This window comes from Desulforhabdus amnigena (assembly GCF_027925305.1).
Lineage (GTDB): Bacteria > Desulfobacterota > Syntrophobacteria > Syntrophobacterales > Syntrophobacteraceae > Desulforhabdus > Desulforhabdus amnigena.
On the sequence record NZ_BSDR01000001.1, the window covers coordinates 1,054,454 to 1,079,568 of the forward strand.

Consider the following 25,115-nt stretch of genomic DNA (forward strand, 5'->3'; position numbering starts at 1 on the left):
TAGCCCCCAAAGAAGGAGGAGATACTGTGAGACTTTTGGCGTACACACTTGGTAGGATTCTTCTGACGGTATTTATAGTTTCAAGTGTCTGTCTCCCCTGTCCAAAAGGAGTCCGGGCGGAGATCTACAGGTATGTGGACCGGGATGGGGTGATTCATTTCACCAACATGCCCACACAGTCGGATTTCAAGAGACTTCCCTCTTTGCCGTTGTATACGTACCTGCCCAAAGGTCGTCAACAAAACTATGTGAGACAGCAACCATCACGGTTACTTCCTTCCTCTAGCATTTCGAAGAATTCCAACTATGACCGTCACATCTTCGTAGCCTGCAACCGATATGGAGTAGACCATAACTTGGTCAAGGCGGTCATAAAAGCGGAATCGGCTTTTGATCCCCAAGCCATTTCTCCTAAGGGTGCCATGGGGTTGATGCAGCTCATGCCCGAAACATCCAGAGATTTGGGAGTTGACGATCCGCTGGACCCATATCAAAATATTGAAGGTGGGGTGCGTTACCTTCGGTTCTTGCTCAACCGCTTCAATAATGACGTTACACTCGCCTTAGCCGCTTACAATGCAGGCCCTGAAAATGTACAGAAGCATGGAGGCATTCCTCCGTTCGATGAAACTCAAAACTACGTTCAGAAGGTGATGGATCTATACTCCCGCTACAGCCAATAGATCTCAAAGGACCTTAAAAATTTTTGAAATTTTTCTCACCCCGAAGGTAAAATTGTTCCGATGACTCGAAGTGACTTTTCCAGACAAAGTCTCACCACATTACCAAACGTCCTGACGTACCTCAGGATGGCTACTATTCCCATTATTATCGTTCTTCTCTCTCCACCTGCATCGGTCAAAAGTCTGAACGTCGCATTCGTGCTTTTCATCCTCGCATCAATTACGGACTATCTCGACGGGATATTGGCCCGACGACACAACCTGGTCACTTCCTTCGGCAAACTCATCGATCCCCTGGCGGACAAGCTCCTCACGTCTGCCGTGCTAATCATGTTGATAGCTTTGAACAAAGTGCAGCCATGGCTTGTCTTTCTGATCATAGGCCGCGAGATTACCATTACGGGTCTCCGATCCGTCGCTGCCGGCCATGGACTTATTTTGAATGCCAGTCGTATGGGAAAAAATAAAATGATCTCCCAAACGGTGGCACTGAGTCTGCTGCTACTCGCTATCCCCGATCTTCAACCCTTCCTGGATGGACTGGGTTTGTTCGTCCTCTGGGTATCCGTCCTTCTCAGCTACTGGTCTGCCATGGGTTATTTCGTAAGCTTTTACCATGAAGCGAAGAAACAGGAACAACAGCGGGATTGAGAAGAAATAGGCTTTCAGACGATTTCAATCCAGTGGACAGCTTTCCGTTTTTGCCCATACTACAGTATAAATCTCTTTGCAGCATCAATTGCTCTATCTCATTCATGCGCGAGCGGCGATCCTCTCAGCGATATCTGGAGCCTCCAGTAAAGAAATAAACAAACGGCCATCCAACAATTAGGAGGGGGTGTGCAACACACGGTCTGTTTCGAATGTGCATCATTCCTTCGCCGGCGCTGTTCTTGGCAGATCTTTTTTTTTATCTCCCTGTTGCCTGTTATTTTCCTGTCGGCTTTCGGCTGTGAAAAGCGTGAGGCCGCTCGTTCCCAACAGGAACAGCGGCCAGTGGATGTTGCCGCAATCACTGTGAATCCGAAGGATGTTCCCGTTACATATGAATATATCGCTCAGGTGCAGAGTTCGCGGCAGGTGAGTATTCAGGCGCGGGTCAATGGCTTTCTGGAAAGGCGGGTCTACACCGAAGGCGCCATTGTCAAGGAGGGGCAAATCCTCTTTTTGATGGATCAAAAGCCATTCAAGGTGCAGCTGGAACAGGCCAAGGCAGCTCTTGCCAGGCAGCAAGCGGCTTTCGATGTGGCGCGTCAAAATTTAGCCCGCGTAAAACCGCTGGCAGCAGCAAACGCTCTTTCCCAGAAAGATCTGGACGACGCGACAGGTCAATTCCAATCCGCCGCCGCCGCTGTCGAACAGGCCAAAGCTACAGTCGAACAGGCGAAGCTCAACCTCTCCTACACCGTTATCACCTCGCCGGTGACCGGCATCACCAGTTCCGCAGAGCAGGCGGACGGAACCTATTTGAATCCCTCCAACAGCCAACTGACTACTGTTACAGTGATCTCGCCAGCCTATGTCAATTTCAGCATTTCCGAAAATGATCGCCTACGATACCGCGACCAGGTCGCCAAGGGGCTTCTTATCGAGCCCAAGGACAGAAAGTACATTGCCGAGGTCGTTCTTGCCGACGGATCGATCTATCCACACATGGGGAAGGTCACTTTCGCCGATCCTTCGTTTAACGCCCGGACGGGAACGTTCCTCATCCGTTCCACCGTTGAAAATCCGGATGGCTTGCTGCGCCCGAACCAATATGTGCGTATCCGCCTCAAAGGGGCGCTTCGGCCCAACGCGATTCTTGTTCCTCAGCGCGCGGTCCAACAGGGATCCAAAGGTCATTTCGTGTGGGTGGTGGACAAAGACGACAAAGCCGAACTGCGCCCCGTGGTGGTGGGCGAATGGCATGAGAACGACTGGTTCATTTACGAGGGTCTGCACACAGGCGATCGGGTGGTAGTTGACGGCGTTCTTCCCCTTCGACCCGGCACTCCAGTGAAGGTCAACACACTCGCCGAGAAGGGCTGAGCTGCGGGCGTACCCGCTGTTGTGAACAATTCAGTAAAAAACGGTCAATAGACACAGGAGGCATCCACCCCACCCATGTTCTCCAGATTCTTTATCGAACGGCCGATTTTTGCAACCGTCATCTCGCTGATCATCGTGATTGCCGGCCTGGTGGCCATGAACGCCCTCCCCATCGCTCAGTATCCAACCATCACGCCCGTGCAGATCCAGGTGACGACCACCTATCCAGGAGCCGACTCGAAGACGGTGGGCGACTCGGTGGCAGCGCCCATCGAGGCCCAAATCAACGGGGTCGACAACATGCTTTACATGACGTCGACGAGTTCCAACACCGGCCAGATGACCATAACGGTCTACTTTACTCTGGACACGGACCCCGATATGGCCCAGGTACAGGTGCAGAACCGGGTGAACCTCGCCACACCGCAGCTTCCCGATGCGGTGGTGCAGTACGGTGTCTCGGTGCAGAAAAAGTCGTCCAGCATGTTGATGATCATTGCAATAACCGACAAGGATGGGCGTTACAGCCCTGAATATGTCACCAACTACACCAACGTCTACATCCTCGATGCCATCAAGCGGGTCAACGGTGCCGGTCAGGCCCAGATTTTCGGTGTACCGGATCAGGCGATGCGCATCTGGATGAACCCGGATCTCATGGCTTCCCTGGGGATCACGACCACCGATATCCAGAACGCCGTAGCTAAACAGAATGCCCTCTTCGGAGCCGGCCAGATCGGTCAGCAGCCCAATGACGACCAGGTGCAGTTGACATTCCCTGTCGTAACACAGGCTCCCTTCGTGACTCCTTCACAGTACGAGGACATCATCCTGCGTGCCGGCGAGGACGGCAGCGCCATTGTTCGGCTCAGAGATATCGCCCGCGCTGAAGTCGGCCGCAGGCTGTATATCGATGACAACAGGCTGAACGGAACGCCCGCTACTTTCATTGCCATCTACCAGCAACCGGGTGCCAATGGGCTCGATGTTTCCAAGGCTGTCCGCAAAACCCTCCAGGATATGAAGCGCACAATTCCGGATGGCATCGACTATCTGATTGCGCTTGACACCACCGATTTCGTGCGTCTTTCCATTGAGGAGGTCATCCACACGCTCTTCGAAGCGATCCTGTCGGAGCGCTCGTGCACCTGTTCCGGTCGACCCCGACGAGCTTCGTGCCCAACGAAGACCAGGGCTATTTGATGGGGTTGGTCGTGATGCCCGACGCAGCCAGCCTCAAGCGCACAGTTCTAACTTCCTCTCTGGTGGACGCACTGTTCGCAAGGAACCCGGCGGTGGCCAATCGCACCGCGATCAACGGCTACAGCTTGATCGACGGCCAGTACAAACCCAATGTGGCCACCTTCTTCGTGACGCTCAAGGACTTCAAGGAGCGCTATTCTTCCATCGAACGCGCCCGCAAAGAGAATGCTCGAGCGGCATGATTGGCGAAGCTACGCTGGCCATGCTCTACGTTCCCCTCTTCTTCTATCTCTTCGATAAGCTGAACGAGCGCTCCGAATCAAAGAAAAAGCCTCCGACGCATGTCGAAAATCTGCTCACTGCGGCGTCCTCCATACACTTGGAGGGGGAATGATATGTGGCGGTTCATTCTCCTTGTGTCCGTTGTCTTAGCTGCAGGCTGCATGTTCGGTCCCGATTATCGGCGGCCAAACCTCGATATTCCACAGTCTTTTCGCTATGAAGAAAAAGACGCCCGCGATACCACGAATACCGACTGGTGGAAAGCGCTTCAGGACCCGGTGCTGGACTCCCTCATCGACGAAGCACTGGCAAATAATCTGACGGTCAAGATTGCCGCCGCCAATATTGAACAGGCAGAGGGGATCCTCGAGCAGATCCGCGCGCCGCTTTTCCCGCAGGTCAACTACAGCGGAAGCGCCTTACGCGAACGAGTGAGCGAACTCGGTGCGACTCCGTTATCGTCCCTTGTGCCGAACCCACAAAATTCTTTCCAACTATTTGCCGGCGCTACCTGGGAAGTTGATCTGTGGGGTCGCATCCGGCGGCTCTCCGAGGCTGCACGGGCAGATCTCCTGGCCACCCGTGAGGCCCGCCAGGGAGTGATCCTTTCCCTCGTCGCCTCAGTGGCCAACAGCTATATCCAGCTTCGCGGCCTCGATGCGCAGCTCGAGATCGCCAAACGCACTCTCGCCGCTTACGGAGAGTCGGTCAGGCTCTTCGAGCTGCAGTTCAACCATGGTCAGGTCTCCCAGATGACCGTCGAGCAGGCCCGATCCCAGTACCAGACTGCCGCGACAGCCATACCCCAGATCGAATCACAGATCGCTCAGACGGAAAACGCTCTGAGCATCCTCCTCGGCCGCAACCCCAGTTCCATAGCACGGGGTGAATCCATTCTGCACCTTACACTGCCCACGGTTCCAACCGGCCTGCCGTCACAATTGCTCGAACGCCGCCCCGACCTGGCTCAGGCGGAACAGAACCTGATTGCTGCCAATGCCCAGATCGGTGCAGCCAAGGCACTGTATTTCCCGAGCATCTCCCTTACAGGAGCCTTGGGCACGCAGAGTTCTGAATTGTCCAATCTCTTCAAGGGACCGGCACGAACGTGGAATTACACCGGGTCCTTTATAGGACCGATTTTCACGGCTGGAGCCATTTCAGGACAGGTCAAACAGGCCGAAGCGGGGCAGCAGGCGGCACTCTTGGGCTATAAGAATGCCATCCTGAACGCCTTCAGCGACGTGGAAAATACCTTGGTGATCCGTCAGAAACTCTCCGAGCAACTCCAAGCCCAGCAGGAACTGGTTACCTCTCTCAAGGAATACTCCCGTTTGGCATGGATGCAGTACAAAGGCGGCTACACACCCTATCTCACCGTCCTCGACGCCGAGTCGCAGCTCTTTCCCGCCGAGCTCAATTATGCACAGACAAGGACATCCCTTTTAACGGCCTATGTTAACATTTACAAAGCCTTGGGGGGTGGTTGGGTGGACAGAGCGGAAATGCGGACAGAGGTTCCGACGCCATGAATACAGAGAGCCCGATGCTTTTTGGCCGGTTCACAAAGAGAAAGGCAGCATCCAGACAAAGTGATTGAAGAACTCTATGGAACACGGTAGAAGTTCAAAGATTTCTCTTTCCTGTGAGATGATGCATTCTGGAGCGCATTGACAACTTTCGTTCTGCAGGTCCCCTGTTTCGTGCATAAGTCAATTCCTCAAACTCGGCAAAGAAGGAGGATGTGTGATGAATGTAAGGACTATTTGCAGGTTTGTAGTGATGGGGTTCCTGGCTGCGCTCGTGACGGGTCACCCCGAAGCTTTCGGGCAGGGCCGGGATAACGCTCCGACATTCAGCCAGGAAGAACTCGACCAGATGTTGGCACCGATCGCCCTCTATCCTGATTCGCTGCTTGCTCAGGTTCTGGTGGCGGCGACTTATCCCATTGAGGTAGTGCAGGCGGACCGGTGGGTAAAGCAAAACAAGAACCTCAAAGGGGAGCGGCTTAATGATGCTCTGGACAAGATGAATTGGGACCTCAGCGTGAAAGCATTGGTACCGTTTCCTCAGGTTCTCTCTATGATGAGTGAAAAATTGGAATGGACTCAGAAGGTAGGTGACGCTTTCCTGGCTCAGCAGGCAGATGTCATGGACACGATCCAAAAACTGCGCACCAAGGCTCAAGCTCAGGGAAACCTTAAGACCAATAAAGAACAGAAGGTTGTTGTTCAAGATAATGCGATCGTGATTGAGCCCGCCAACCCAACCATTGTGTACGTACCCATTTACGATCCGGCCATTGTCTACGGTTCATGGTGGTATCCGGCATATCCGCCCTATCCATATTATCCTGCAGGAGCGGTCGTTGCGGCTGGAGCATTCGGCTTTGCCGCGGGTGTCGCTGTCGGAGCAGCATGGAATGACGGCTGGGGCAGATGGAACTGGGGACATCATGATATCGACGTCAATATCAATCGAAACATCAACATCAACCGGGATACGATTGCAAATTATCAGACCGCAAGCTGGAAGCACGATGCTGTTCACCGGGGCGGCGTTCCGTATCACGATGCAGCCACTCGTGAGAGGTACGGTCAGCAAGGCCCGGGCACAGCGGAGGGTCGGCAAGATTTCAGAGGCTTTTCTCGGGAGGAGAGAGAAGGAATGCAGCATTTTAGGGGAGAGGAGCCTGCGACTGGGACAAGACCCTCTGCAGAGTCGACACTTCAAGGCTTGCGGCAGCGTGAAGGCGTAATGCAGCGTCAGGCACCAGAAGCTTTTGAAGGAATGGGGAACGGCAGGGAAGCAAGAATGAATTCGGACCGTGGCCGTATGAGCCGAGAGATGTCTTCCGGAGCCTTCGGTCATGAGGGCTTGGGCGGCGGTCGCGGTGCAGGCGGGTTCGAAGGCTTTGGAGGCCGAAGAGGAGGTGGCGGACCAGGTCTGCGCAGGTAACGCTCGAGCTGGCTTGGGAGAACACCGTTTGCCGTTGCCGGCTATCAAAGTGAATCATCTTTGATATATCCTGTTTTGTGGAGGATTGAACAATGCTTCTATTCACAAAAAATCGTATAAAAGCTCGTCTGAATCGCTCAGGGTTAGCCGTTCTTATAGTGGTTTCCCTGACAACCGTTGCATTGCAAAACAATGCCATAGCGGCAGACGTAAAGCATAAAATCTCGCAAAAGTCCTTCTCCTCTCCGGAAGGGGCTGCTGCAGCGCTGGTGGCCGCTGCAAAAGGCGATGATACGAATGCACTCTCAGCCATTTTGGGTCCCGATGGAAAACAGCTCATCTTCTCGGGCGATAAGGTTGCTGATAAAAACGGACGGTTGCGTTTTGTTCAGCTGTACGAGGAGAAGAACCGGATAATCAAGGAGAGTGATGTCAGGGCGATCCTCGAAGTGGGAAATGATGCCTGGCCTTTCCCCATTCCCATTGTGGAAGCAGGCAAGGGTTGGCGCTTTGATACTAAAGAAGGAAAGATAGAAGTTCTGAACCGTCGCATGGGGAGAAACGAGCGGGGCGCCATTCAGACCTGTCTGGCATATGTCGATGCGCAACGGGAATATGCATCCAAGGACCGGAATGGAGATAAGGTGTTGGAATACGCTCAGAAATTTAGGAGTGAACCAGGCAAGAGGGATGGTCTTTACTGGGAGCCCAAAGAAGGCGAAGAGCAAAGTCCCATGGGAATTTTCGTTGCCAATGCAAAGCGGGAAGGGTACGGAAATAAGAAATCCGGCGATAATCCTTCACCCTACCATGGATATTATTACAAGATTCTGAAGGCTCAGGGGAAGAACGCACCCGGCGGTGCATATGACTACGTGCTTAAGGGTAGGATGATCGGGGGGTTCGCTCTGATTGCCTATCCAGCTCAATATGGATCATCGGGAATTATGACCTTTATCGTAAGCCATAGCGGTGAGGTATATGAGAAGGATTTGGGCAAAAGGACGTCCTCTGTTGCACAGGCGATAAAAATCTTCGATCCTGATAAAACATGGCACAAGGTGGACTCCAAGTACCTGGAACCCCCCGTCCAAGACGAAGGCGGTGAGGTTCTTTTGCAGAAAACGAAATGAATCTGATTGGGGAGTGTTTTATGAGTCGGCGATTCGTCCTTGGCGGGATCTTCGGTTGTATTATGTTTCTCGGGTGGGGGATCGGGCCCGGTGCGTATGCGACTACCGGAACCAGCGACAATCAAGAAACGTCTATTCAGCCAACGGTCATGCCCGACGTGATCTGGGTGGAGAACTTCGAGATCGATTCAGCCGACGTGACCGACCGGCAGGGGGTACTTGGAGGCGAAAGCCGGGAAAGGAGGCCGCTTCTGAGGGGAGAAGGGCTTCTGCATCGTCAGCAGGACCCGGCATCCAAAGGCCGTGAACTCGTCGATCTCCTCTCATCGTCCCTGACCAGGGAACTCAACGACCGATCTCTTCCTGCGCGACGTCTTTTACCCGGTCAACCTTTGCCCGACAAAGGATGGCTGATTCGAGGACAGTTCCTGGAAGTCGACGAGGGAAACCGGGCCCGTCGCGCAATCATCGGTTTTGGCTCCGGGGAGACGCATATGGAGGTCCAGGTGACCGTTACTGACCAGGGTACTCATCCCGATTCACCCTTCCTCTTGTTCGGCACGACGGCGGAGAGCGGGAAAATGCCGGGAGCGATCATCCTCATGAATCCATATGTGGCCGCAGCCAAATTTGTCCTGTCCAAAAATGCATCGGAAAAGGACGTGAAGCATACTGCGGGTCAGATCGCCGCCGAGATCGTGAGCTACATGAAAAGACGCGGCCTTCTACCCCAGTAGTGGAGACACAAAGCGCACAGTACCCCACCATGAATTTATCCTTATTCAATACTTTGGAAATAAAGGGGAATTGTTATCGTATCCATCACTGCTCCCTTTAATCTCCAGAATTTCGTCCTTGATCGCCGTAAAAGCATCCACTACTGCCGGATCGAAATGTGATCCCCGTGATTCTTCAATGATGCGAAAGGCCTTTTCCACCGGAAAAGGTTCCTTGTAAGGTCTCTTGGATGTCATGGCATCGAAAACATCGGCAATCGCCACAACCCGGCCCACCAAAGGAATTTGCGTTCCCGACAGCCCTCTTGGATATCCTTTCCCATTCCATTTTTCATGATGCGTGAGAGCGATCACCGCAGCCAGACTGATGAAACCTCCCGAAGCCCCTTCCAAAATTCTGGCGCCCATGAGGGTGTGTTGTTTCATTATTTCCCATTCCTCGGCATCCAGTTTGCCCGGTTTCAGTAGAATCCGGTCGGGTATCCCTATCTTTCCCACATCATGCATTGGAGCGGCATAAAGAATTCCTTCGACGGTCTTCTCATTCAAGCCCATCTTGCGCCCTACGGCAGCGGCATACTCGCTCATGCGCTTGATGTGCCCTCCGGTATCTTCGTCCCGGAATTCAGCAGCGCGCGAAAGCCTGTAGATGGTATCGAGTGAGGCTTCCTTCAGTTTGTTATGAGCTTCATGCAACTTCTCCGTGGCTCGGCGCAACTCCAGAGTTCGTCGATTCACTTCTTCTTCGAGTTTCCGCTGATGATTCATCATATGATCGTGATAGGCTTTGACCTTGACCAGCGAACGGACCCTCGCCTTGAGCTCCATCCAATCCACCGGCTTTGTCAAAAAATCATCCGCTCCAAGTTCCAGAGCCCGCACTCGATGTTCCACCTCTCCCTGCCCTGTAACCATAACAACGGGGACAAACTTTGTTTCCTCTCCGCTTCTCAAACGTGCAAGGACTTCGAATCCATCCATTTCCGGCATATTGATATCCAGCAGGATAACGTCGAAAGCACCTTTCCTCGCAAATTCAATCGCCTCTTCCCCGTCACTCGATATACTGACTTCGTAGCCGAGAGGCACTAAAAAACCATGCATCAAAAACAGGTTATGGTACTCATCATCAACCACGAGGATTTTGGGCATTTTTTCCATCGATAAGCTTCTCCCGGAACAATATATTTTCAACCGGCCGGCTGATCGTCCAGAGCATTCCGAACAGTGTCAGCCAATAAGCGAAAAATAAATGGTTTCCTGAGAAATTCACGGACACCCACCTCCCTCGCCTTTTCAAACACTGTCGCATCAGACATTCCGGTACACAATATGACCGGAATATCGGGCCTTACTTTCAGGCACTCTTTGGTTAAATCCAGCCCGGATATTTCCGGCATGGTCACATCGGCAATGATCAAGTCAAAATCGTCAGAGCGGCTTTTAAAAACTTTCAGAGCTTCAGTGCTGCTGACCATCCCCTCCACCTGATATCCCAGATGACTCAGCATCTTTTTTCCTATATCCACCAATGATTTCTCATCATCCACCAGAAGAATTCGCTCCGTTCCGGCGGGAAGCGGCCCTGTTGTTCTCTCTCTTATCGTGTCAGCAGGGAATATTCTCGGCAGGACAATATGAAAGGTGACTCTATCTCCCGGCTCCATTTGAATGCGTAAGGCTCCACCCAGGGCTTTGACAATCTCATACACGACGGCAAGCCCCTTTCCTTTTCTAATAGAGTCTTCTATACCCGCGATGGCCGGGTCAAAAAAGCCGTCCGTAATATCAGTGGACGTATCGGGCGCCGTCTGACTCACAGCCAGAATCAAGTAGGAACCAGGCTTCAAATCGGGATATAAAGTTGAAAAGCTCTCGTCGCAGGAAATATCTCTGAGCTCCACCTCGAGTGTTCCACCCTTTTCCCTTATCGTCTGAAGAGCAAAGGTGCACAGGTTCATCAGTATCTGATGTATTTGAGAGGGATTTGCAAGGACGGTATCCCAACCGCTCGGTTTGGTCTGGATATCCTGCTGGATACGGATGGTGGATGGAAAAGATGATCTGAGGAACTTGAGAACCTCCTTGGTGATGAGACTTATTTGAAGTGGAGCAGGATTCTCTTCATTCATGCGACTGAACGTCAGGATCTGTTTCACCAGATCCTTCGCACGATTGCCTGCCTTAAGGACCTCCTCCAGATTCTGACGCAGGGGAGATTCCGCCGGAATGCTCAGGAGGGCCATTTGCGTATACCCAAAAACAGCCGAGAGAATATTGTTGAAATCATGAGCAATCCCCCCCGTCAAAGTAGCGATCGCCTGCACCTTCTGAGCTTCTTGAAGCTGCCTTTGAAGACGCTTACATTCTGTCAAATCCCTGACGATTCCTTCATAGAAGAGCACTTCGCCGGAATCATCCCATACCGCTACGGCATTGTCCTGAACCCAGACATCATGACCATCGCAGTGGCGCCAGACAGATTCAAAGTTTGAAACGACGCCGTCCTCTTCAATCTTCGCCAGCCACTCTCTGCGGGACTCACTATCCACATCCAGTTCGAAAAGATTTTGCCTCAGCAGAGACTCCCGGTTCGGATATCCGAACATCTTCGCAAAGGCTTCGTTGACGTCGGTGAGATCGCCCTGCGAGTTCATGCGATAAATTCCCATGCACACACGCTCGAAAAGGCTTCGATAACTGGAATCACTCTCCCGCTTTCCAAGAGGCTCTCTATGCAAAGGTTCGAGGTGCGGACTCCTATTTTGTGGCATTTTTCTCCTCATGAGTAGAGGGTTTAGTTCCTACTTCAACTTGGTTCGGCAATTGATCTAAATTTATTAAATTTTATTTCGTGAAAACGAGTCAATATAGAGCGTGGTTCGGTACCTATCGATTCTCAACACGTTACTCATGAAAGGATCAACTCGGTTCCCGCCTTCCCATCCACTGCGCTCATAATGTCTTCAATGGAGCAAATGACCGCTCTTTTGCCTCCTCCCTGCAGAAACTGAATTGCAGCTTCCACTTTGGGTCCCATGGAACCTGCCGGGAATTCGCCCTTTTTCAGATGGTGATATGCATCCTTGATTCCGAGTGTTCTGAGAAACCGTTCGTCGGGTTTACCGTAGGACAGAGCCACACCCTCCACGTCTGTGGCGATGACAAACACGTCGGCACCAATTTCATAGGCAAGCTTCGCACTTGCCAAATCCTTGTCTATGACCGCATCGATCCCTTGAAAAGCACGCCGTTCCTTTATGACAGGAATCCCCCCTCCTCCACAGGAAATGACGATGAAATCCATATCGATCAACGCTTTGATCTCCCTCTTCTCGACAATGGTAATCGGCTGCGGTGAAGCCACAACCCGTCGATAGCCCTTGGCTGTCTTTACAGTGGGATACGGAAGTTTGGCCGCCATTTCCTCAGTGAAGGCCGGACCAATTGGTTTCGAGGGATGTTGAAAAGCTTGATCGTGCTCATCGACAAGAACATAACTGAGTACCGTCAAGAAACGCTGCTTGGCATCCAGGCCAAGCCTCATGAATTCATTGTCGAGCGTGGATTCAATCATGTAACCGATCTGTCCCTGCGTCTGCGCCACGAGAATTTCAAGAGGCAGTCGGGGCACGGCATCACAACATTCTTGCTGAAGCAGCAGGTTCCCTACCTGAGGACCATTTCCGTGCGTAATGACAATCCGATACCTTCGAGAAAGGCGCGCTATCTGTCTCAGAGGCAACTTCAGATTTTCAAACTGCTCTTCTACGGTGCCCACTTCCCCTTTACGGATAAGTGCGTTGCCACCGAGCGCTACCAACAAGATTTCTTTTGTGTCTTTGCCTTTGGTCGGCTTTTGCATTTGCCATCCACCGGATGAAAGAGTGGTAAAAATCAGCCTGTCAAGGTTCAGCCCATGATCCCCAGCAATTCTCATTTTGAAAAACCTACACCCCCCTGCCCCCCCTCAAGGGGGGAATTTTTAGGATAAAATCCCCCTTTGAAGGGGGATCAAGGGGGATGTCGGAAACACCCATATCATGAGACGCATCCAAAATGAGAATTGTTGCATGATCCCTGATGAGGCATGAACCCGCAGGACCCTGATTCTTCTACCGCTTCATCCCACTCAACTGTTCCAGGGCCAAAATCAATGCCTGAGTACCGCTCCTGCCATGCCCCTGGGCTTTGACCGCAAGGTACAACTGATGAACCAGGGCCAAGCCTGGAAGCACGATTCCTGAAGCTGCGGCTTCCTTCAAGGCAATTCCCATGTCTTTGATGAAGTGTTCCACAAAGAAGCCGGGATTGAAGTCCCTTTTCAGTATGCGGGGAGCGAGATTGTCAAGACTCCAGCAACCGGCAGCGCCACCCGAGATGGACCGGAGCATTGTCTCCAGGTCCAAACCCGCCTTGTATCCGTAGACAAGACTCTCACAAACACCGATCATCGTCCCCGCAATGACGATCTGATTGCACATCTTTGTATGTTGTCCCATCCCCGCAGGCCCCTGATGAACGATGTTTTTCCCCATGACTTCAAGAAGGGGAAGGACATGGTTCAGGGCGTCCAAATCTCCCCCCACCATGATCGACAGTGTTGCATTTCGTGCCCCAACATCGCCCCCGGATACGGGCGCATCCAGCATCTGAACGCCTTTTTTCATCGCGGCATGAGAGATCTCACGACTCAATGCAGGTTCCGTCGTGGTCATATCCACAAGGATATCTCCCGTTTTAGCTCCCTCCAGGATCCCCTCCGCGCCCAAATATACTTTGCGTACATCTTCCGGATAACCTACCATGGTGAACACCACCGAAGAGCGTGCGGCCACCTCTTTTGGGGATTCCGCCCATATGCCGCCACTGTTCAAGAGTGGCTCAGCCTTTTTGCGGGTCCTGCTGTAAACCGTTAACCGGTATCCCTTTTCTATGAGATGTCCACACATGGAAAGTCCCATGACTCCGGTTCCAATCCAACCGATTGGAGTGTCGGACGATAGTACTTCCTTCATTTGGTTCTCCTTGAACATGCTGTTGTTGATCGTTCTCTCATTCGAGTGGAGTGATCGTCAAGCAGGTAGATCGTGCGATTTTCATAAATATGGAAATGAGCAGGGTTATAGTACTCCGAGCGACTTCATCCGTTTGAGAAGGATAGCCTCAAGAAAAGGTGGACCGTGATCCTTGTATTCATAACGCACTCGAACAGCCGGCTTCCTGATGCTGAGAAGATTTGCCAGATGGATGGGAGTGGCGAAAAGGACAAGATCACAGGGCACGGCATTGATCGTCGCCTCAAGATCTTGCATCTGGGCTGCACCATATCCCATAGCTGGAAGCTGATTATGAATATGAGGGTATTGAGCAAGAATTTCCCGAATGCTGCCCTGTGCAAACGGGTGTGGGTCGACAAGCCGTGCGGCCCCGAATTTTCGAGCTGCGATGGTTGCAGCTCCAAACGACATCCCACCATGAGTGAGGGTAGGCCCGTCTTCCACCACCAAAACATTTTTTCCTTCGATTTGCTCGGGTTGTTCTACAAGCACGGGGGATTCAGCCATTACAATCTGAGCTTTAGGCGCGAATCTTTCTATATTTTTGCGTACTTTTTCCACATCACCGGCAGATGCCGTATCCACCTTGTTGATGATCGCCACATCCGCCATGAGCATGTTGGTTTCCCCGGGGTAATAGAGCAACTCATGGCCCGCTCGATGAGGATCAAACACGACAATATGGACATCCGGATAATAGAAAGGTGTATCGTTGTTTCCGCCATCCCAGACAACGACATCGCAATCGCTTTCCTCTTCCGCTTTCCTTAGAATCTGTTCATAGTCCACACCTGCGTAGACAACGACCCCCATGTCAATGAGAGGCTCATACTCTTCCCTCTCTTCAATGGTGCAATCATTGAGCTCGAAATCATCATAGGAAGAAAACCGCTGAGCAACCTGTTTTCTCAGATCCCCATAAGGCATGGGATGGCGCACCGCCACAATCCGTTTTCCATGAGCTTGAAGTATCCGGCACACTTTACGAGTGGTCTGGGATTTACCGCACCCGGTTCTCACAGCGCAAACGGCGACCACGGGTTTCTTCGCCTTGAGCATTGTATAGGTGGCTCCCAGTAGAATAAAGTCTGCGCCTTCGGCCATGGCGATGGAAGCCTTGTGCATCACCTCCACGTGCGGCACATCGCTATAGGAAAACGCAACCAGATCCACCCGGTTTTCTCTTATGAGCTTCGCCATCTCTTTTTCCGGATGGATGGGAATTCCCCTGGGATAAAGATCACCTGCCAGTTCCGGAGGATAGAGGCGTCCTTCGATGTTGGGAATCTGAGCCGCGGTAAAGGCAATGACGTTGTAGCGCGGGTTTCCTCTAAAGTAGACATTGAAATTGTGAAAGTCCCGTCCGGCCGCTCCGACGATAATGACTTTTTCAACCATGGTGAATGCCTTTTTCTGAAGTTGAAAATCTGCAGCGATGCACGCTCTCACGATTCTATGAAAAAATGAGAAGATTACAGAGAGGAAGGAATGGCTCTTGATGGAGGAATCCCATAAGAATTCCAAAATCTTCTCCGTGTCTCCATGGTGAATAACGGGATATTAGAATCCGCCAACTCCCTTATAAGGTCACGAGAAATCGACTGTGGACCAGTCTATATGAAACATTGGCTTTCCCAGGGCTCTGGACAAACGGATCATGAATTCTCTCCTGGGAATCTCCCGCGCGCCAAAACTCTGAAGATGTGCTGTCGTAACCTGGCAATCAATCAATTCAAATTTCCAGGCTTGCAGCAGCTGCACCAGGTGTACAAACGCCACCTTGGAAGCATCCGTCATTTCGGTAAACATGGATTCCCCGAAAAAGACCCTCCCGATTACGACACCATACAACCCTCCCACCAGTCTTCCATCATGCCAGGTTTCCACAGAATGGGCATACCCGCGCTTATGAAGCTGAAAGTAGGCCTGGATCATTTCAGGCAAAATCCAGGTCTCCTCTCCTTTGCACTCACGCACGTAAGCACAACGCGTAATGACATCGAGGAAGGCTCTGTCGATGGTCACTTGAAAAGAACCTTTCTTGATCACACGCTTCAGGCTTTTGGCAATTCTCAATTCATGGGGAAAGAGGACGAGACGAGGATCGGGAGCCCACCACAAGATGGGAGTATCCTGGGAATACCAGGGAAAAATTCCCAACCGGTAGGCAAGGAGGAGACGCTCTTCAGAAAGATCCCCCCCGATGGCCAAAAGGCCATCGGGTTCCGCGTACTGACATGGGGGGAAAATAAGCTCTTTACTCAAACGAAAAACCGGCATGTTCACTCACACGATTTTCAAGCCGGAACAGCAGCGCCTTGTTTCTCTTTTTCCGTCAAAAGCTCAAAGGTCAAATTTTCACTTCTCAAAACGTTTTCCTCAACGGGAGAAGCCGCACCCTCCACCCGATCGATGCGCACCGTACCTCCATGCTGCAGCCGTCCAAAAAGGATTTCTTCAGCCAGCATATCCTTGATCTCCATCTGGATCAGACGGGCCAGAGGGCGGGCTCCAAAGGTCGGATCGTATCCTTTTTCAGCCAGCCAGGCGCGTGCTGCAGGAGTGAGCTCCAGTCGCACCTGCTTTTCCTTGAGCTGATCTTCCATTTCTTTGATAAACTTTTCGACGATCTTTTCCATCACGGTAGGAGAAAGACCATTGAAAGCGATGATCCCGTCCAGCCGGTTGCGGAACTCGGGGCTGAAAAGATTTTCTATGGCTTTCATGCCCTTCCCCACACGACTGTCCACGGCACTGGTCCCACCAAATCCGATCGATGCACTGGACATTTCACGCGCACCCGCATTGGACGTCATCAAGAGGATCACATTGCGGAAATCGGCTTTCTTCCCGTTGTTATCGGTCAGGGTCGCATGATCCATGACCTGAAGCAAAATGCTGAAAAGATCCGGATGAGCCTTTTCAATTTCATCCAGAAGCAGAACCGTGTATGGCTGCTTTCTGATAGCGTCCGTCAGAAGACCTCCCTGGTCAAAACCGATATATCCCGGAGGCGCGCCGATGAGACGGGCTACGGTATGCTTTTCCATGTATTCGCTCATGTCGAAGCGAAGGAAATTCACACCCAATACCCGAGCCAGCTGTTTCGCCACTTCGGTTTTTCCAACACCTGTCGGACCAATGAGAAGGAAAGATCCGATGGGCTTCTCCGGAATACGCAAACCGGCTCGAGAGCGCTTGATCGCCCTGGTTAGAGCGTCAATGGCCGCCTCCTGCCCAAACACGCTGCCGCTCATCTCTTCTTTGAGATTTCGAAGCCTCAACTGATCGGAAGACGATACGCTTCGAGGAGGGATCTTGGCAATGCGCGCCACTACCTGCTCAATGTCTTTAGGACCAACGACACGCCTCACCCGCCGGTCCTTTTTCAGACGCAGGCTGGCTCCTGCTTCATCGATAACATCGATGGCCTTGTCAGGAAGATACCGGTCATTGATATGGCGACTGGACAGCTCGGCCGCAGCCCTCAAAGCCGCATCGGTGTAACGAACCTGATGATGTTTTTCATAGTAAGATTTGAGCCCTTGAAGAATTTGATATGTTTCGTTCACCGACGGCTCGCGAATTTCAATCTTTTGAAAACGGCGGCTCAATGCACGGTCTTTTTCAAAATGGTTCTTGTATTCTTCATACGTCGTGGAACCGATGCAGCGAAATCCTCCCACCGCCAAAACGGGCTTGAGAATGTTGGACGCATCCATGGACCCGCCGCTTGTAGCTCCAGCTCCGACTACCGTGTGAATCTCATCGATAAAGAGGATAGCCCCGGGCTTTTTCTTGATTTCCTGAATGACCCCCTTGAGGCGAGCTTCAAAATCGCCACGGAATTTGGTGCCTGCTAAAAGTGCTCCCATATCCAGGGCAAAAATCTCGACATTGTAAAAGGCCTCGGGTACCTGTCGTTGCTGAATTCTAAGAGCCAGACCTTCGGCAATGGCGGTCTTGCCCACTCCGGGATCTCCCACAAAAATGGGATTGTTCTTGGTCCGCCGTCCCAGAACCTGCAATGTGCGAAGGATTTCATCCTCCCGCCCGATCAACGGATCGATTTGTCCCTCAGCCGCCTTTTGAATGAGATTTACGGTGAAGCTCTCAAGAGCTCCGGGCTTCCGCCGTTCCTGGGGATTGCCGGAGTCAGGCGCAGCGGATGAAAACCTTTCGGTAAATTCCTCTTCCTCCGGTTCATGTATTTTGGAAATGCCATGAGAGATATAACTCAGCACATCCAGGCGCGAGACGCCCTGGGATTTCAGGAAGTAAACCGCATGAGAATTTTCTTCATAAAACATCGCGGCAAGGATATCGCCGGCGTCCACTTCCTTCTTTTCCGCTCCATGAACATGCATGATAGCCCGTTGAAGCACTCGCTGTACACCCATGGTTTGTATGGGATCCTGCTCCTTGCCCTCCGGAAGAATTTCGACACGTTCGGCAAAAAACTTTTCCAACTGTGCCTTCAATTTGTCCACATCCGCGCCACAGTGATAGAGTATCCGTCTTCCCGTCACATCGTGGAGAATGGCATAGAGAATATGCTCCAGAGACAGGAATTCATGGCGCCGATCCTTCGCTTCCTTGATGGCCGCGGCAAATGTAAGTTCAAGTTCTCTATTGATCATTTATGCCTCTTCCATGCTGCATTGTAATGGGAATCCGTTTTTCCTGGCCAGATGGTGAACCAATTCCACTTTTGTCTCGGCGATTTCCGCCGTAAAAACACCACACACTCCGGTGCCGTTCTTATGAACCAGCAACATAATCCGGGTTGCCTCCGCAGGAGACTTGTGAAAAACCTTTTCAAGAATTTCCACTACGAATTCCATCGTAGTATAGTCATCGTTATGAAGTAAAACCTTGTACATGGGAGGTTCGTCGAGTTCCTCTTCAATGCCGCTCTCTAATTCTTCCCCAAAATCCGGATGATGCTCACTCATCCCGTTTCCTCCCTCATCCTGAAGCTTTCGCGTAATCTTTCGATCTGCGTCTTGACCTTTTCTCAATAATAAAGAATAACTTTTTCCACTGAAGTGTCAAGCAAGGCGCCTTTTACGATTATCGACAAAACACATTCATCCCGCCCTTTTGGGACAGAGGAGATATTCATGGCAGGCAACAGTTTCGGTCATCTCTTCCGCATCACCACCTGGGGAGAATCCCACGGGCCGGCTTTGGGAGTCACCATCGATGGGTGCCCCCCCGGCATTCCCCTATCCCCCGAGGATATTCAGAAGGACCTTGAACGGAGGAGACCCGGAAAGCAATTGACCTCTCCACGCCGGGAACCCGATAAAGTGGAGATTCTCTCCGGAATTTTCGAGGGAACCACTACAGGTACCCCTCTCAGCCTTGTTATTTTCAACCGGGACATTCGAAGCAAAGACTACAGCGATTTGGCGCGTCTTTACCGTCCGGGGCATGCAGACCGGACCTATGAACAAAAATTCGGCATCAGGGACTGGCGAGGCGGGGGCCGCAGTTCAGCCAGGGAAACGGCTGCACGCGTGGCTGCTGGAGCCGTGGCCAGAAAATTCCTGCAACGATACGGGATTTGGGTAAAAGCCTACACTCTTGCTCTTGCCGGCATCCATTGCCGGAATTTTCGCTGGGAAGATATTGACGAAAATCCCCTCTACTGCCCCGATGCCCAATGCGCCATTGCCATGGAGGAGCGGCTCAAGGAAATTCGGACTGCGGGGGATTCCGCCGGTGGGATCGTGGAAGTCTGCGCCAAAGGCTGCCCTCCAGGACTGGGCGAACCCGTCTTTGATAAATTGGACGCGCGCCTGGCAATGGCGCTCATGTCCATCGGCGCCGTTAAGGGAGTCGAAATCGGGGAGGGTTTTGCGGCTGCCGACCTGCTAGGAAGCCAGAACAACGATCCGGTCACTCCCAAAGGCTACGCCAGCAATCATGCAGGAGGCATTCTGGGCGGAATTTCAACGGGTTTGGACATTGTTTTGAGAGTAGCGGTGAAACCCATACCTTCCATTTCGAAAACACAACAAACCGTGGATAAGGACGGCAACCCTGCCACCATTCAAATCAAAGGAAGACACGACGTTTCGGCCATACCCCGCATCATTCCAGTCTGCGAGGCAATGGTACTCCTCACGTTGGCGGACTTCATGATGCACCCGTTTCCACGAAATTTCTGACAAACCCCGGCAGACCTTTTGCAAGTAAAGAGCGAAAGGTCTGCCGATTCGCTTACTGTGGAATCATCATCCACTCGTCTAAAGTTTGATTTTCAGATCCTCCAGCATCCTATCGCCAAATTCCATTATGTAATCCCGCTGCGCCGGGGTGGCGTAAGCAATGCAATTGCAACGCAGAATCTGGCGGCTGCGGATGAGAAACTCAAACGCAACACTGTTTTTCGACAGGTTGACTGCAAAATAGAATGGATGACACTTCGAGTGTTCCTTCTGAACAGGAGTGTAAAGATCTTCAGGGAGGTTCACCCAAAAGATTTCACTCATCATGGTTTTATCCGCATTCTTGTACAGAAACTCATTTATAAGATCATGATCGGATTCACGCAGTTGATCGAATACATACTGTTTCATGACCGGCGATTTCCTTTCTCTGGTATCACTTCAATGCCGCCTTGAATTTCTCCCCCATCTGGAGAAGATTTGCAGCCCAATCGGGTGCGAGGGGATCTGCAGGAACGACAGTGGCACCTATGGATGCGGCGATGGTGCGGGCGATCGCATCTGAATATTGGGGCTGAACAAATATCGTTTTGACTTTTTGAGCCTGCGCGTATTCGATCAACCGCTTCAAATCTGCAGCTTTCGGTTCTTTTCCTTCCACCTCGATGGGGATCTGCTTGAGGCCGTATGCATTGGCAAAGTATCCCCAGGCAGGGTGAAAGACCATGAACTCGGGCGATGCCTCCTTGCCATAAAATACCTGCATCAACGCGAGGTCGAGGTCCACCAGTTCGTTGATAAACTTTTTGTAATTGGCTTCGAAATAGGACCGCCCCTCGGGATCCGCCTTTACTAATGCGTCGAGAATATGACGCGCCTGCAGTGAAACCAACGGGGGCGAGAGCCAAATATGGGGGTCCAGTCCGTCATGTGCATGTTCATGAAGGGCCTCTCCCCCATGAGGATTCTCACCTGCCGGGCCATGAAAAGATTCATGGGCCATGGGGATTTTTTGAATACCGGCCTCGGTATGCACAACAACCATGCGTGGATTCGCCGCAATGAATTTCTGCAACCAGACATTTTCGAAAGGCACACCGATGGCAAAGTAGATGTCGGATCCAGTCAGAGCCACCATTTGCTGAGGCTTGGGCTCGTAATTGTGAGGGTCCGCTCCCGGAAGGACCATGGCAGAGACATTTACTCTTTCCCCGCCTATTTTTTCCACAAAATATTTCTGTGGAATAATACTGACCGCAACCTGGATGATCTTATCCGCATAAGCCGGACCGGCGAACGCCAACCCCGAAAAAATAAAGGCTACACAAATCCTCTTCAATACTTTTCTCATTTTCTCACTCCCAACTTGCCGCATTGAAAGTGCAACCGAAAATGCAACAGTTTTTTTGTTCCGTCAAGTGCATCAAAATCGAGACAGCAATTCTCATTTTGGATGCCTCTCATGATATGAACGTTTCCGACATCCCCCTTGATCCCCCTTCAAAGGGGGATTTTATCCTAAAAATTCCCCCCTCGAGGAGGGCAGAGGAGTGTAGGTTTTTCAAAATGAGAATTGCTGAAATCAAGAAAGATCCCCTGTGGGCGACTTCCCGCTCTGCAGGGCCCTGCGAACGGCTGTGGCGAGATCCCCCATGAACATGGGTTTTGTCAGGAATTCACGAATCCCCGATTTCACAATATTTTCGGAAAAAATAGCTTCTCCGAGACCACTGCAAAGTATGATGGGAAAACCGGGACGAATGCGAACCACTTCCTTCGCCAATTCGATGCCCGTCAGGCGAGACATCGTATGATCGGTAATCAGAAGATCAAAGGAGTCTGGGTTCGCCCGGAAAATTTCCAAAGCCTTTTGGCTACTCGTGGAAGCCAGCACATTATAACCGAGATGTTCTAGCATCTGCCGCACCGTGTCCGCCAGTGCGGCTTCATCGTCTACCAGAAGAATGCGTTCGTTTCCGCGCGGAAGAACATTGAAGCCCGGGCCCATTTCATTGGAAACTTTATTCTTGAACTTGGGCAGAAACACATGAAAGGTCGTACCCCTACCTTCTTCACTATCTACGTGAATCGATCCCCTGTGGCTTTGCACGATTCCATGCACCACCGCAAGTCCCATTCCCGTCCCCTCCCCTAGGCACTTTGTGGTAAAAAACGGATCGAAAGCCCTGGCCAAAATCGCAGGGCTCATTCCATGGCCGGTGTCTTGAACGGTGAGCCTCACATAGGAACCGGGATTCATTCCGGCATATCGAATCACAGCCTCTGAATCGAGCTCCACATCCCGAAGGCTCACATGGAGTACGCCTCTCTTCTCACGCATGGCGTGCGCGGCATTGGTGCAAAGGTTCATCAAAACCTGATGGATTTGAGTGGGGTCAGCCCAGATGAGACTGGAAGTATTGGGAATATCCTGGCAAATTTCTATGGTCGTCGGCAGGGAGGCACGCATCAGTTTGAGAACTTCCTTGACGATGAGGCTGACCTGCAGGGGTTTGAATCCCTCGTCTTTCTGGCGGCTGAATGTCAGGATTTGCTTTACCAGTTCCTTGGCCCTGTCTCCTGCCTTGAGCACCTGTTCGAGGTTTCTCATGACGTTATTTTCCGAAGGGGTCTTCAGGAGGGCCATTTCGGTATAGCCGATGATCGCACCCAAAATATTGTTGAAGTCGTGAGCGATACCACCCGCCAGAGTCCCAATGGCCTCCATCTTTTGTGCCTGGCGCAGCTGCCTTTCCATTTGGCGTTCGTGGGTCACATCCCGTTCTATGGCCACGTAATGAGTAACCACGTTCATTTCATTACGAATGGGAGAAATGGTGGTTTCCACTTCACTCAGCGTACCATTCTTATGCCGCTGCATGGTCCGCCCTGTCCAGACTTCACTTCGAGCAAGGAGTTTCCAAACTCTTTCATAGGAAAAATCATCCTGATGGGCGCTTTTGAGGTCCCGAAAATCCTTTCCTAGAACCTCTTCCCGCTTATACCCGTTGATCCGCTCAAAGGCCGGGTTGACGTACTCGATTTTCCCATTCGTCTGAATGATGGCGATGCTTTCAACGGTCTGTTCCAAAGCTGCAGCCAGAAGAGCCAGTTTCTGCTCCGCTTCCTTGCGCTGCGTGATGTCTTCCACTTGAGTGATGAAGTAAAGCGGTTTTCCTTGGCTATCCGCAAGAAGGGATGCAGCAAGCTGAACCCAGACCAGATGTCCCGATTTGTGGATGTAGCGTTTTTCGAACTGGACGGAGTACACTTCTCCTTCCAACATTTGCCGCATGCATTCTTCACTGAGCTGCAGGTCATCCGGGTGACTGATAGACTGAAAATCGGTTTCAAGGAGTTCCTGCATGGAATAACCAAGCATACGGCAAAGAGAGAGGTTCACCTGCAAAAAACGGCCTTCCACGCCCACAAGCGCCATTCCGATAGCTGCATATTCAAAGGCCGTACGGAACCGCTCTTCACTCTCCCGCAACTGTTCCTCACTCCTCCTCTGTTCGGTCGTATCGTACATAATACAGTGCGTTTGCAGGAACCGGCCTTTCTCGTCCCGCCCAATACACCCATCGAAGGTCGCATACAAACGCGACCCATCCCTGCGAAGCATCTCGAATCTTTCATTCTTGATGTCTCCGATCACGTGGAAAAGAGGAAATCTGTCTTGAAAACGCTTCCGCTCCGATTCCGGAAGAAAATCCCCGAACCAGCGGCCGATAACTTCTTCTTTTCTATATCCCAGAATCTTCAGCCAGGTTTTGTTCACCTCCAGCAGGCGGCCATCCGCCCCCAGGGACTGATAGCCCAGGGGAATATCGTCAAAAAGCGATCGAAATTCGCTTTCCCTGTTTCTGATCGTTTTTTCCTTATCTACCATGTCTTTTCTTCCAACGGAAACCGACACATCGTCACAAAAACATTTCTTTTTCAGAATTGTAAGCGGCCTGAACCCTTTCAAGCAGTTCATCCAAATCTTCTTTATGGAGTTTCAAAGCCTTCGCACTTTTCAATTCGTGAAGTTCAAGATCGGGATTTTTTATAAAGCCTATCTCCATCTTGTGGCAAAAGGCATTGCCCAAGTTGACTATATAAGACAATGCGGGCAGAACACAGGCCTTTTCCGGTCTGTGATGCTTTCCGATCGCTTCTACAATCTCTTCGGCAAAATTCCACTTCCTGGCGACCAACTGTCCCAACTGCGCATGGTTGAACCCCAGAAGCCGCTGTTCCATTTCCAGGAAAGTAAGACCGGGATTATGATAGACCTCTTGCACGATCAAGAGCATTTTTTTTGGGATCTTCATATAGAAGACAACTTTTCCGACATCGTGCAACAAGCCCGCCAGGAAGGCTTCTTCGGTTTTCGAGAATTTCAACATCTGAGCAATCATCCTGGATGTAAGAGCACAACCCAGGGAATGTTCCCACATGAGCTTTTCGGCCAGACCGAAGGTCTTGAAAAAATCGTACAGAGCCGAGGAGATCACGATAGACTTGATGGTGTTGAACCCAACGGTCACCACGGCATCAGTGATGGTCAAAATAGCCCTTCTCCTCGCATAGCAAGCCGAATTGGCAATGCGCAGCACTCTGGCCGCTATGGCTTGATCTTTGGATATGATTTTGTGGAGATCCCTGGCGGAGGCATCAGGGTCGGAAAGTCTTTGCATCGCCTGCTGGGCTATATGCGGCATTGCGGGAAGGTCCTGTGCAGTCAGGACAATGCTTTGGGCTCCTGAGGGATTCATACGCTTTCTCTTTCAGCTCCTTTCTTTGTAAAAAAATCCACGCAAAAGTATGTCCATCCGGGTGATGAAAACAAGCGAAATTTTCCCTT

21 protein-coding genes and 1 pseudogene are annotated in these 25,115 nt (G+C 51.5%); 10 read left to right on the forward strand and 12 right to left on the reverse strand.

The features are described 5' to 3' along the window. Positions 1-26: 26 nt before the first annotated feature. From QMG16_RS04630 to QMG16_RS04675, 9 genes and pseudogenes are all read left to right on the forward strand, one after another. Positions 27-683, forward strand: coding sequence for a transglycosylase SLT domain-containing protein (locus QMG16_RS04630; RefSeq protein WP_281792518.1), 657 nt, complete (start codon positions 27-29; stop codon positions 681-683). 60 nt (positions 684-743) lie between these two features. Next, positions 744-1,334, forward strand: coding sequence for a CDP-diacylglycerol--glycerol-3-phosphate 3-phosphatidyltransferase (pgsA, locus tag QMG16_RS04635; RefSeq protein ID WP_281792519.1), 591 nt, complete (start codon positions 744-746; stop codon positions 1,332-1,334). A gap of 345 nt (positions 1,335-1,679) precedes the next feature. After that, on the forward strand, positions 1,680-2,714 hold the full coding sequence (locus QMG16_RS04640; RefSeq protein ID WP_281792521.1) for an efflux RND transporter periplasmic adaptor subunit: 1,035 nt from the start codon (positions 1,680-1,682) through the stop codon (positions 2,712-2,714). A 75-nt stretch (positions 2,715-2,789) separates the two neighbouring features. Then, positions 2,790-4,090, forward strand: a pseudogene (locus QMG16_RS04645) (efflux RND transporter permease subunit); the annotation flags it as partial. A 65-nt stretch (positions 4,091-4,155) separates the two neighbouring features. Beyond that, positions 4,156-4,311 carry a hypothetical protein gene (locus tag QMG16_RS04655; RefSeq protein WP_281792527.1) on the forward strand — a complete coding sequence of 52 codons (156 nt, stop codon included), beginning with the start codon at positions 4,156-4,158 and terminating at the stop codon, positions 4,309-4,311. Between the two features lies 1 nt (position 4,312). Beyond that, positions 4,313-5,731 carry an efflux transporter outer membrane subunit gene (locus QMG16_RS04660; protein ID WP_281792529.1) on the forward strand — a complete coding sequence of 473 codons (1,419 nt, stop codon included), beginning with the start codon at positions 4,313-4,315 and terminating at the stop codon, positions 5,729-5,731. Positions 5,732-5,948: 217 nt separating this feature from the next. Continuing rightward, a complete protein-coding gene (locus QMG16_RS04665; protein WP_281792531.1) occupies positions 5,949-7,157 on the forward strand; it encodes a DUF3300 domain-containing protein in 1,209 nt (402 codons plus the stop codon). Positions 7,158-7,249: 92 nt separating this feature from the next. Beyond that, the gene (locus QMG16_RS04670; RefSeq protein WP_281792533.1) at positions 7,250-8,290 is read left to right on the forward strand and encodes a DUF2950 domain-containing protein; all 1,041 of its coding nucleotides are present in this window, start codon (positions 7,250-7,252) and stop codon (positions 8,288-8,290) included. 20 nt (positions 8,291-8,310) lie between these two features. Next, positions 8,311-9,027 carry a DUF4410 domain-containing protein gene (locus tag QMG16_RS04675; RefSeq protein ID WP_281792535.1) on the forward strand — a complete coding sequence of 239 codons (717 nt, stop codon included), beginning with the start codon at positions 8,311-8,313 and terminating at the stop codon, positions 9,025-9,027. 45 nt (positions 9,028-9,072) lie between these two features. Here the strand turns inward: QMG16_RS04675 and QMG16_RS04680 are convergent, their stop codons facing one another. The 8 genes from QMG16_RS04680 to clpS all read right to left on the reverse strand — a co-directional run bounded on the left by QMG16_RS04680 (position 9,073) and on the right by clpS (position 19,042). Then, on the reverse strand, positions 9,073-10,188 hold the full coding sequence (locus tag QMG16_RS04680) for an HD domain-containing phosphohydrolase (RefSeq protein ID WP_281792537.1): 1,116 nt from the start codon (positions 10,186-10,188) through the stop codon (positions 9,073-9,075). Between the two features lie 29 nt (positions 10,189-10,217). After that, on the reverse strand, positions 10,218-11,801 hold the full coding sequence (locus QMG16_RS04685; RefSeq protein ID WP_281792539.1) for a hybrid sensor histidine kinase/response regulator: 1,584 nt from the start codon (positions 11,799-11,801) through the stop codon (positions 10,218-10,220). 137 nt (positions 11,802-11,938) lie between these two features. Further along, positions 11,939-12,892 carry a carbamate kinase gene (gene arcC, locus QMG16_RS04690; RefSeq protein ID WP_281792541.1) on the reverse strand — a complete coding sequence of 318 codons (954 nt, stop codon included), beginning with the start codon at positions 12,890-12,892 and terminating at the stop codon, positions 11,939-11,941. 250 nt (positions 12,893-13,142) lie between these two features. Continuing rightward, positions 13,143-14,045, reverse strand: coding sequence for an NAD(P)-dependent oxidoreductase (locus tag QMG16_RS04695; protein WP_281792543.1), 903 nt, complete (start codon positions 14,043-14,045; stop codon positions 13,143-13,145). Positions 14,046-14,150: 105 nt separating this feature from the next. Beyond that, a complete protein-coding gene (locus QMG16_RS04700; RefSeq protein ID WP_281792545.1) occupies positions 14,151-15,485 on the reverse strand; it encodes a cyclic 2,3-diphosphoglycerate synthase in 1,335 nt (444 codons plus the stop codon). Positions 15,486-15,674: 189 nt separating this feature from the next. Beyond that, complete coding sequence (gene aat, locus QMG16_RS04705) at positions 15,675-16,367, reverse strand: leucyl/phenylalanyl-tRNA--protein transferase (protein ID WP_281792546.1); 693 nt, start codon at positions 16,365-16,367, stop codon at positions 15,675-15,677. Between the two features lie 17 nt (positions 16,368-16,384). Further along, positions 16,385-18,727, reverse strand: a complete 2,343-nt coding sequence (gene clpA / locus QMG16_RS04710; RefSeq protein ID WP_281792547.1) for an ATP-dependent Clp protease ATP-binding subunit ClpA — start codon at positions 18,725-18,727, stop codon at positions 16,385-16,387. Further along, entirely contained in the window at positions 18,728-19,042 is a 315-nt protein-coding gene (clpS, locus tag QMG16_RS04715; RefSeq protein ID WP_281792548.1) for an ATP-dependent Clp protease adapter ClpS, read from the reverse strand. A gap of 168 nt (positions 19,043-19,210) precedes the next feature. Between clpS and aroC the strand changes: the two genes are divergently transcribed. Continuing rightward, positions 19,211-20,263: a chorismate synthase gene (gene aroC, locus QMG16_RS04720; protein ID WP_281792550.1), complete on the forward strand. Its 1,053-nt coding sequence runs from the start codon at positions 19,211-19,213 to the stop codon at positions 20,261-20,263. A gap of 78 nt (positions 20,264-20,341) precedes the next feature. On the opposite strand, the gene QMG16_RS04725 is transcribed toward aroC, so the two are convergent. From QMG16_RS04725 to QMG16_RS04740, 4 genes are all read right to left on the reverse strand, one after another. Then, entirely contained in the window at positions 20,342-20,674 is a 333-nt protein-coding gene (locus QMG16_RS04725) for a hypothetical protein (RefSeq protein ID WP_281792552.1), read from the reverse strand. A 25-nt stretch (positions 20,675-20,699) separates the two neighbouring features. Further along, positions 20,700-21,614: a metal ABC transporter solute-binding protein, Zn/Mn family gene (locus QMG16_RS04730; protein WP_281792554.1), complete on the reverse strand. Its 915-nt coding sequence runs from the start codon at positions 21,612-21,614 to the stop codon at positions 20,700-20,702. A 231-nt stretch (positions 21,615-21,845) separates the two neighbouring features. After that, positions 21,846-24,155 carry a PAS domain S-box protein gene (locus QMG16_RS04735; RefSeq protein ID WP_281792556.1) on the reverse strand — a complete coding sequence of 770 codons (2,310 nt, stop codon included), beginning with the start codon at positions 24,153-24,155 and terminating at the stop codon, positions 21,846-21,848. A gap of 31 nt (positions 24,156-24,186) precedes the next feature. Then, positions 24,187-25,026 (reverse strand): HDOD domain-containing protein, encoded by an 840-nt coding sequence (locus tag QMG16_RS04740; protein WP_281792558.1) that lies wholly within the window; start codon positions 25,024-25,026, stop codon positions 24,187-24,189. Positions 25,027-25,115 lie beyond the last annotated feature (89 nt).

Coding starts and splice junctions, on each gene's coding strand:
- QMG16_RS04670 (WP_281792533.1), top strand. CDS start 7,250: ATGCTTCTATTCACAAAAAATCGTATAAAAGCTCGTCTGAATCGCTCA.
- QMG16_RS04665 (WP_281792531.1), top strand. CDS start 5,949: ATGAATGTAAGGACTATTTGCAGGTTTGTAGTGATGGGGTTCCTGGCT.
- QMG16_RS04725 (WP_281792552.1), bottom strand. CDS start 20,674: ATGAAACAGTATGTATTCGATCAACTGCGTGAATCCGATCATGATCTT.
- QMG16_RS04695 (WP_281792543.1), bottom strand. CDS start 14,045: ATGAAGGAAGTACTATCGTCCGACACTCCAATCGGTTGGATTGGAACC.
- QMG16_RS04675 (WP_281792535.1), top strand. CDS start 8,311: ATGAGTCGGCGATTCGTCCTTGGCGGGATCTTCGGTTGTATTATGTTT.
- aroC (WP_281792550.1), top strand. CDS start 19,211: ATGGCAGGCAACAGTTTCGGTCATCTCTTCCGCATCACCACCTGGGGA.
- QMG16_RS04735 (WP_281792556.1), bottom strand. CDS start 24,155: ATGGTAGATAAGGAAAAAACGATCAGAAACAGGGAAAGCGAATTTCGA.
- QMG16_RS04700 (WP_281792545.1), bottom strand. CDS start 15,485: ATGGTTGAAAAAGTCATTATCGTCGGAGCGGCCGGACGGGACTTTCAC.
- QMG16_RS04680 (WP_281792537.1), bottom strand. CDS start 10,188: ATGGAAAAAATGCCCAAAATCCTCGTGGTTGATGATGAGTACCATAAC.
- QMG16_RS04730 (WP_281792554.1), bottom strand. CDS start 21,614: ATGAGAAAAGTATTGAAGAGGATTTGTGTAGCCTTTATTTTTTCGGGG.
- clpA (WP_281792547.1), bottom strand. CDS start 18,727: ATGATCAATAGAGAACTTGAACTTACATTTGCCGCGGCCATCAAGGAA.
- QMG16_RS04740 (WP_281792558.1), bottom strand. CDS start 25,026: ATGAATCCCTCAGGAGCCCAAAGCATTGTCCTGACTGCACAGGACCTT.
- pgsA (WP_281792519.1), top strand. CDS start 744: ATGACTCGAAGTGACTTTTCCAGACAAAGTCTCACCACATTACCAAAC.
- QMG16_RS04660 (WP_281792529.1), top strand. CDS start 4,313: ATGTGGCGGTTCATTCTCCTTGTGTCCGTTGTCTTAGCTGCAGGCTGC.
- aat (WP_281792546.1), bottom strand. CDS start 16,367: ATGCCGGTTTTTCGTTTGAGTAAAGAGCTTATTTTCCCCCCATGTCAG.
- clpS (WP_281792548.1), bottom strand. CDS start 19,042: ATGAGTGAGCATCATCCGGATTTTGGGGAAGAATTAGAGAGCGGCATT.
- QMG16_RS04655 (WP_281792527.1), top strand. CDS start 4,156: ATGATTGGCGAAGCTACGCTGGCCATGCTCTACGTTCCCCTCTTCTTC.
- QMG16_RS04685 (WP_281792539.1), bottom strand. CDS start 11,801: ATGCCACAAAATAGGAGTCCGCACCTCGAACCTTTGCATAGAGAGCCT.
- arcC (WP_281792541.1), bottom strand. CDS start 12,892: ATGCAAAAGCCGACCAAAGGCAAAGACACAAAAGAAATCTTGTTGGTA.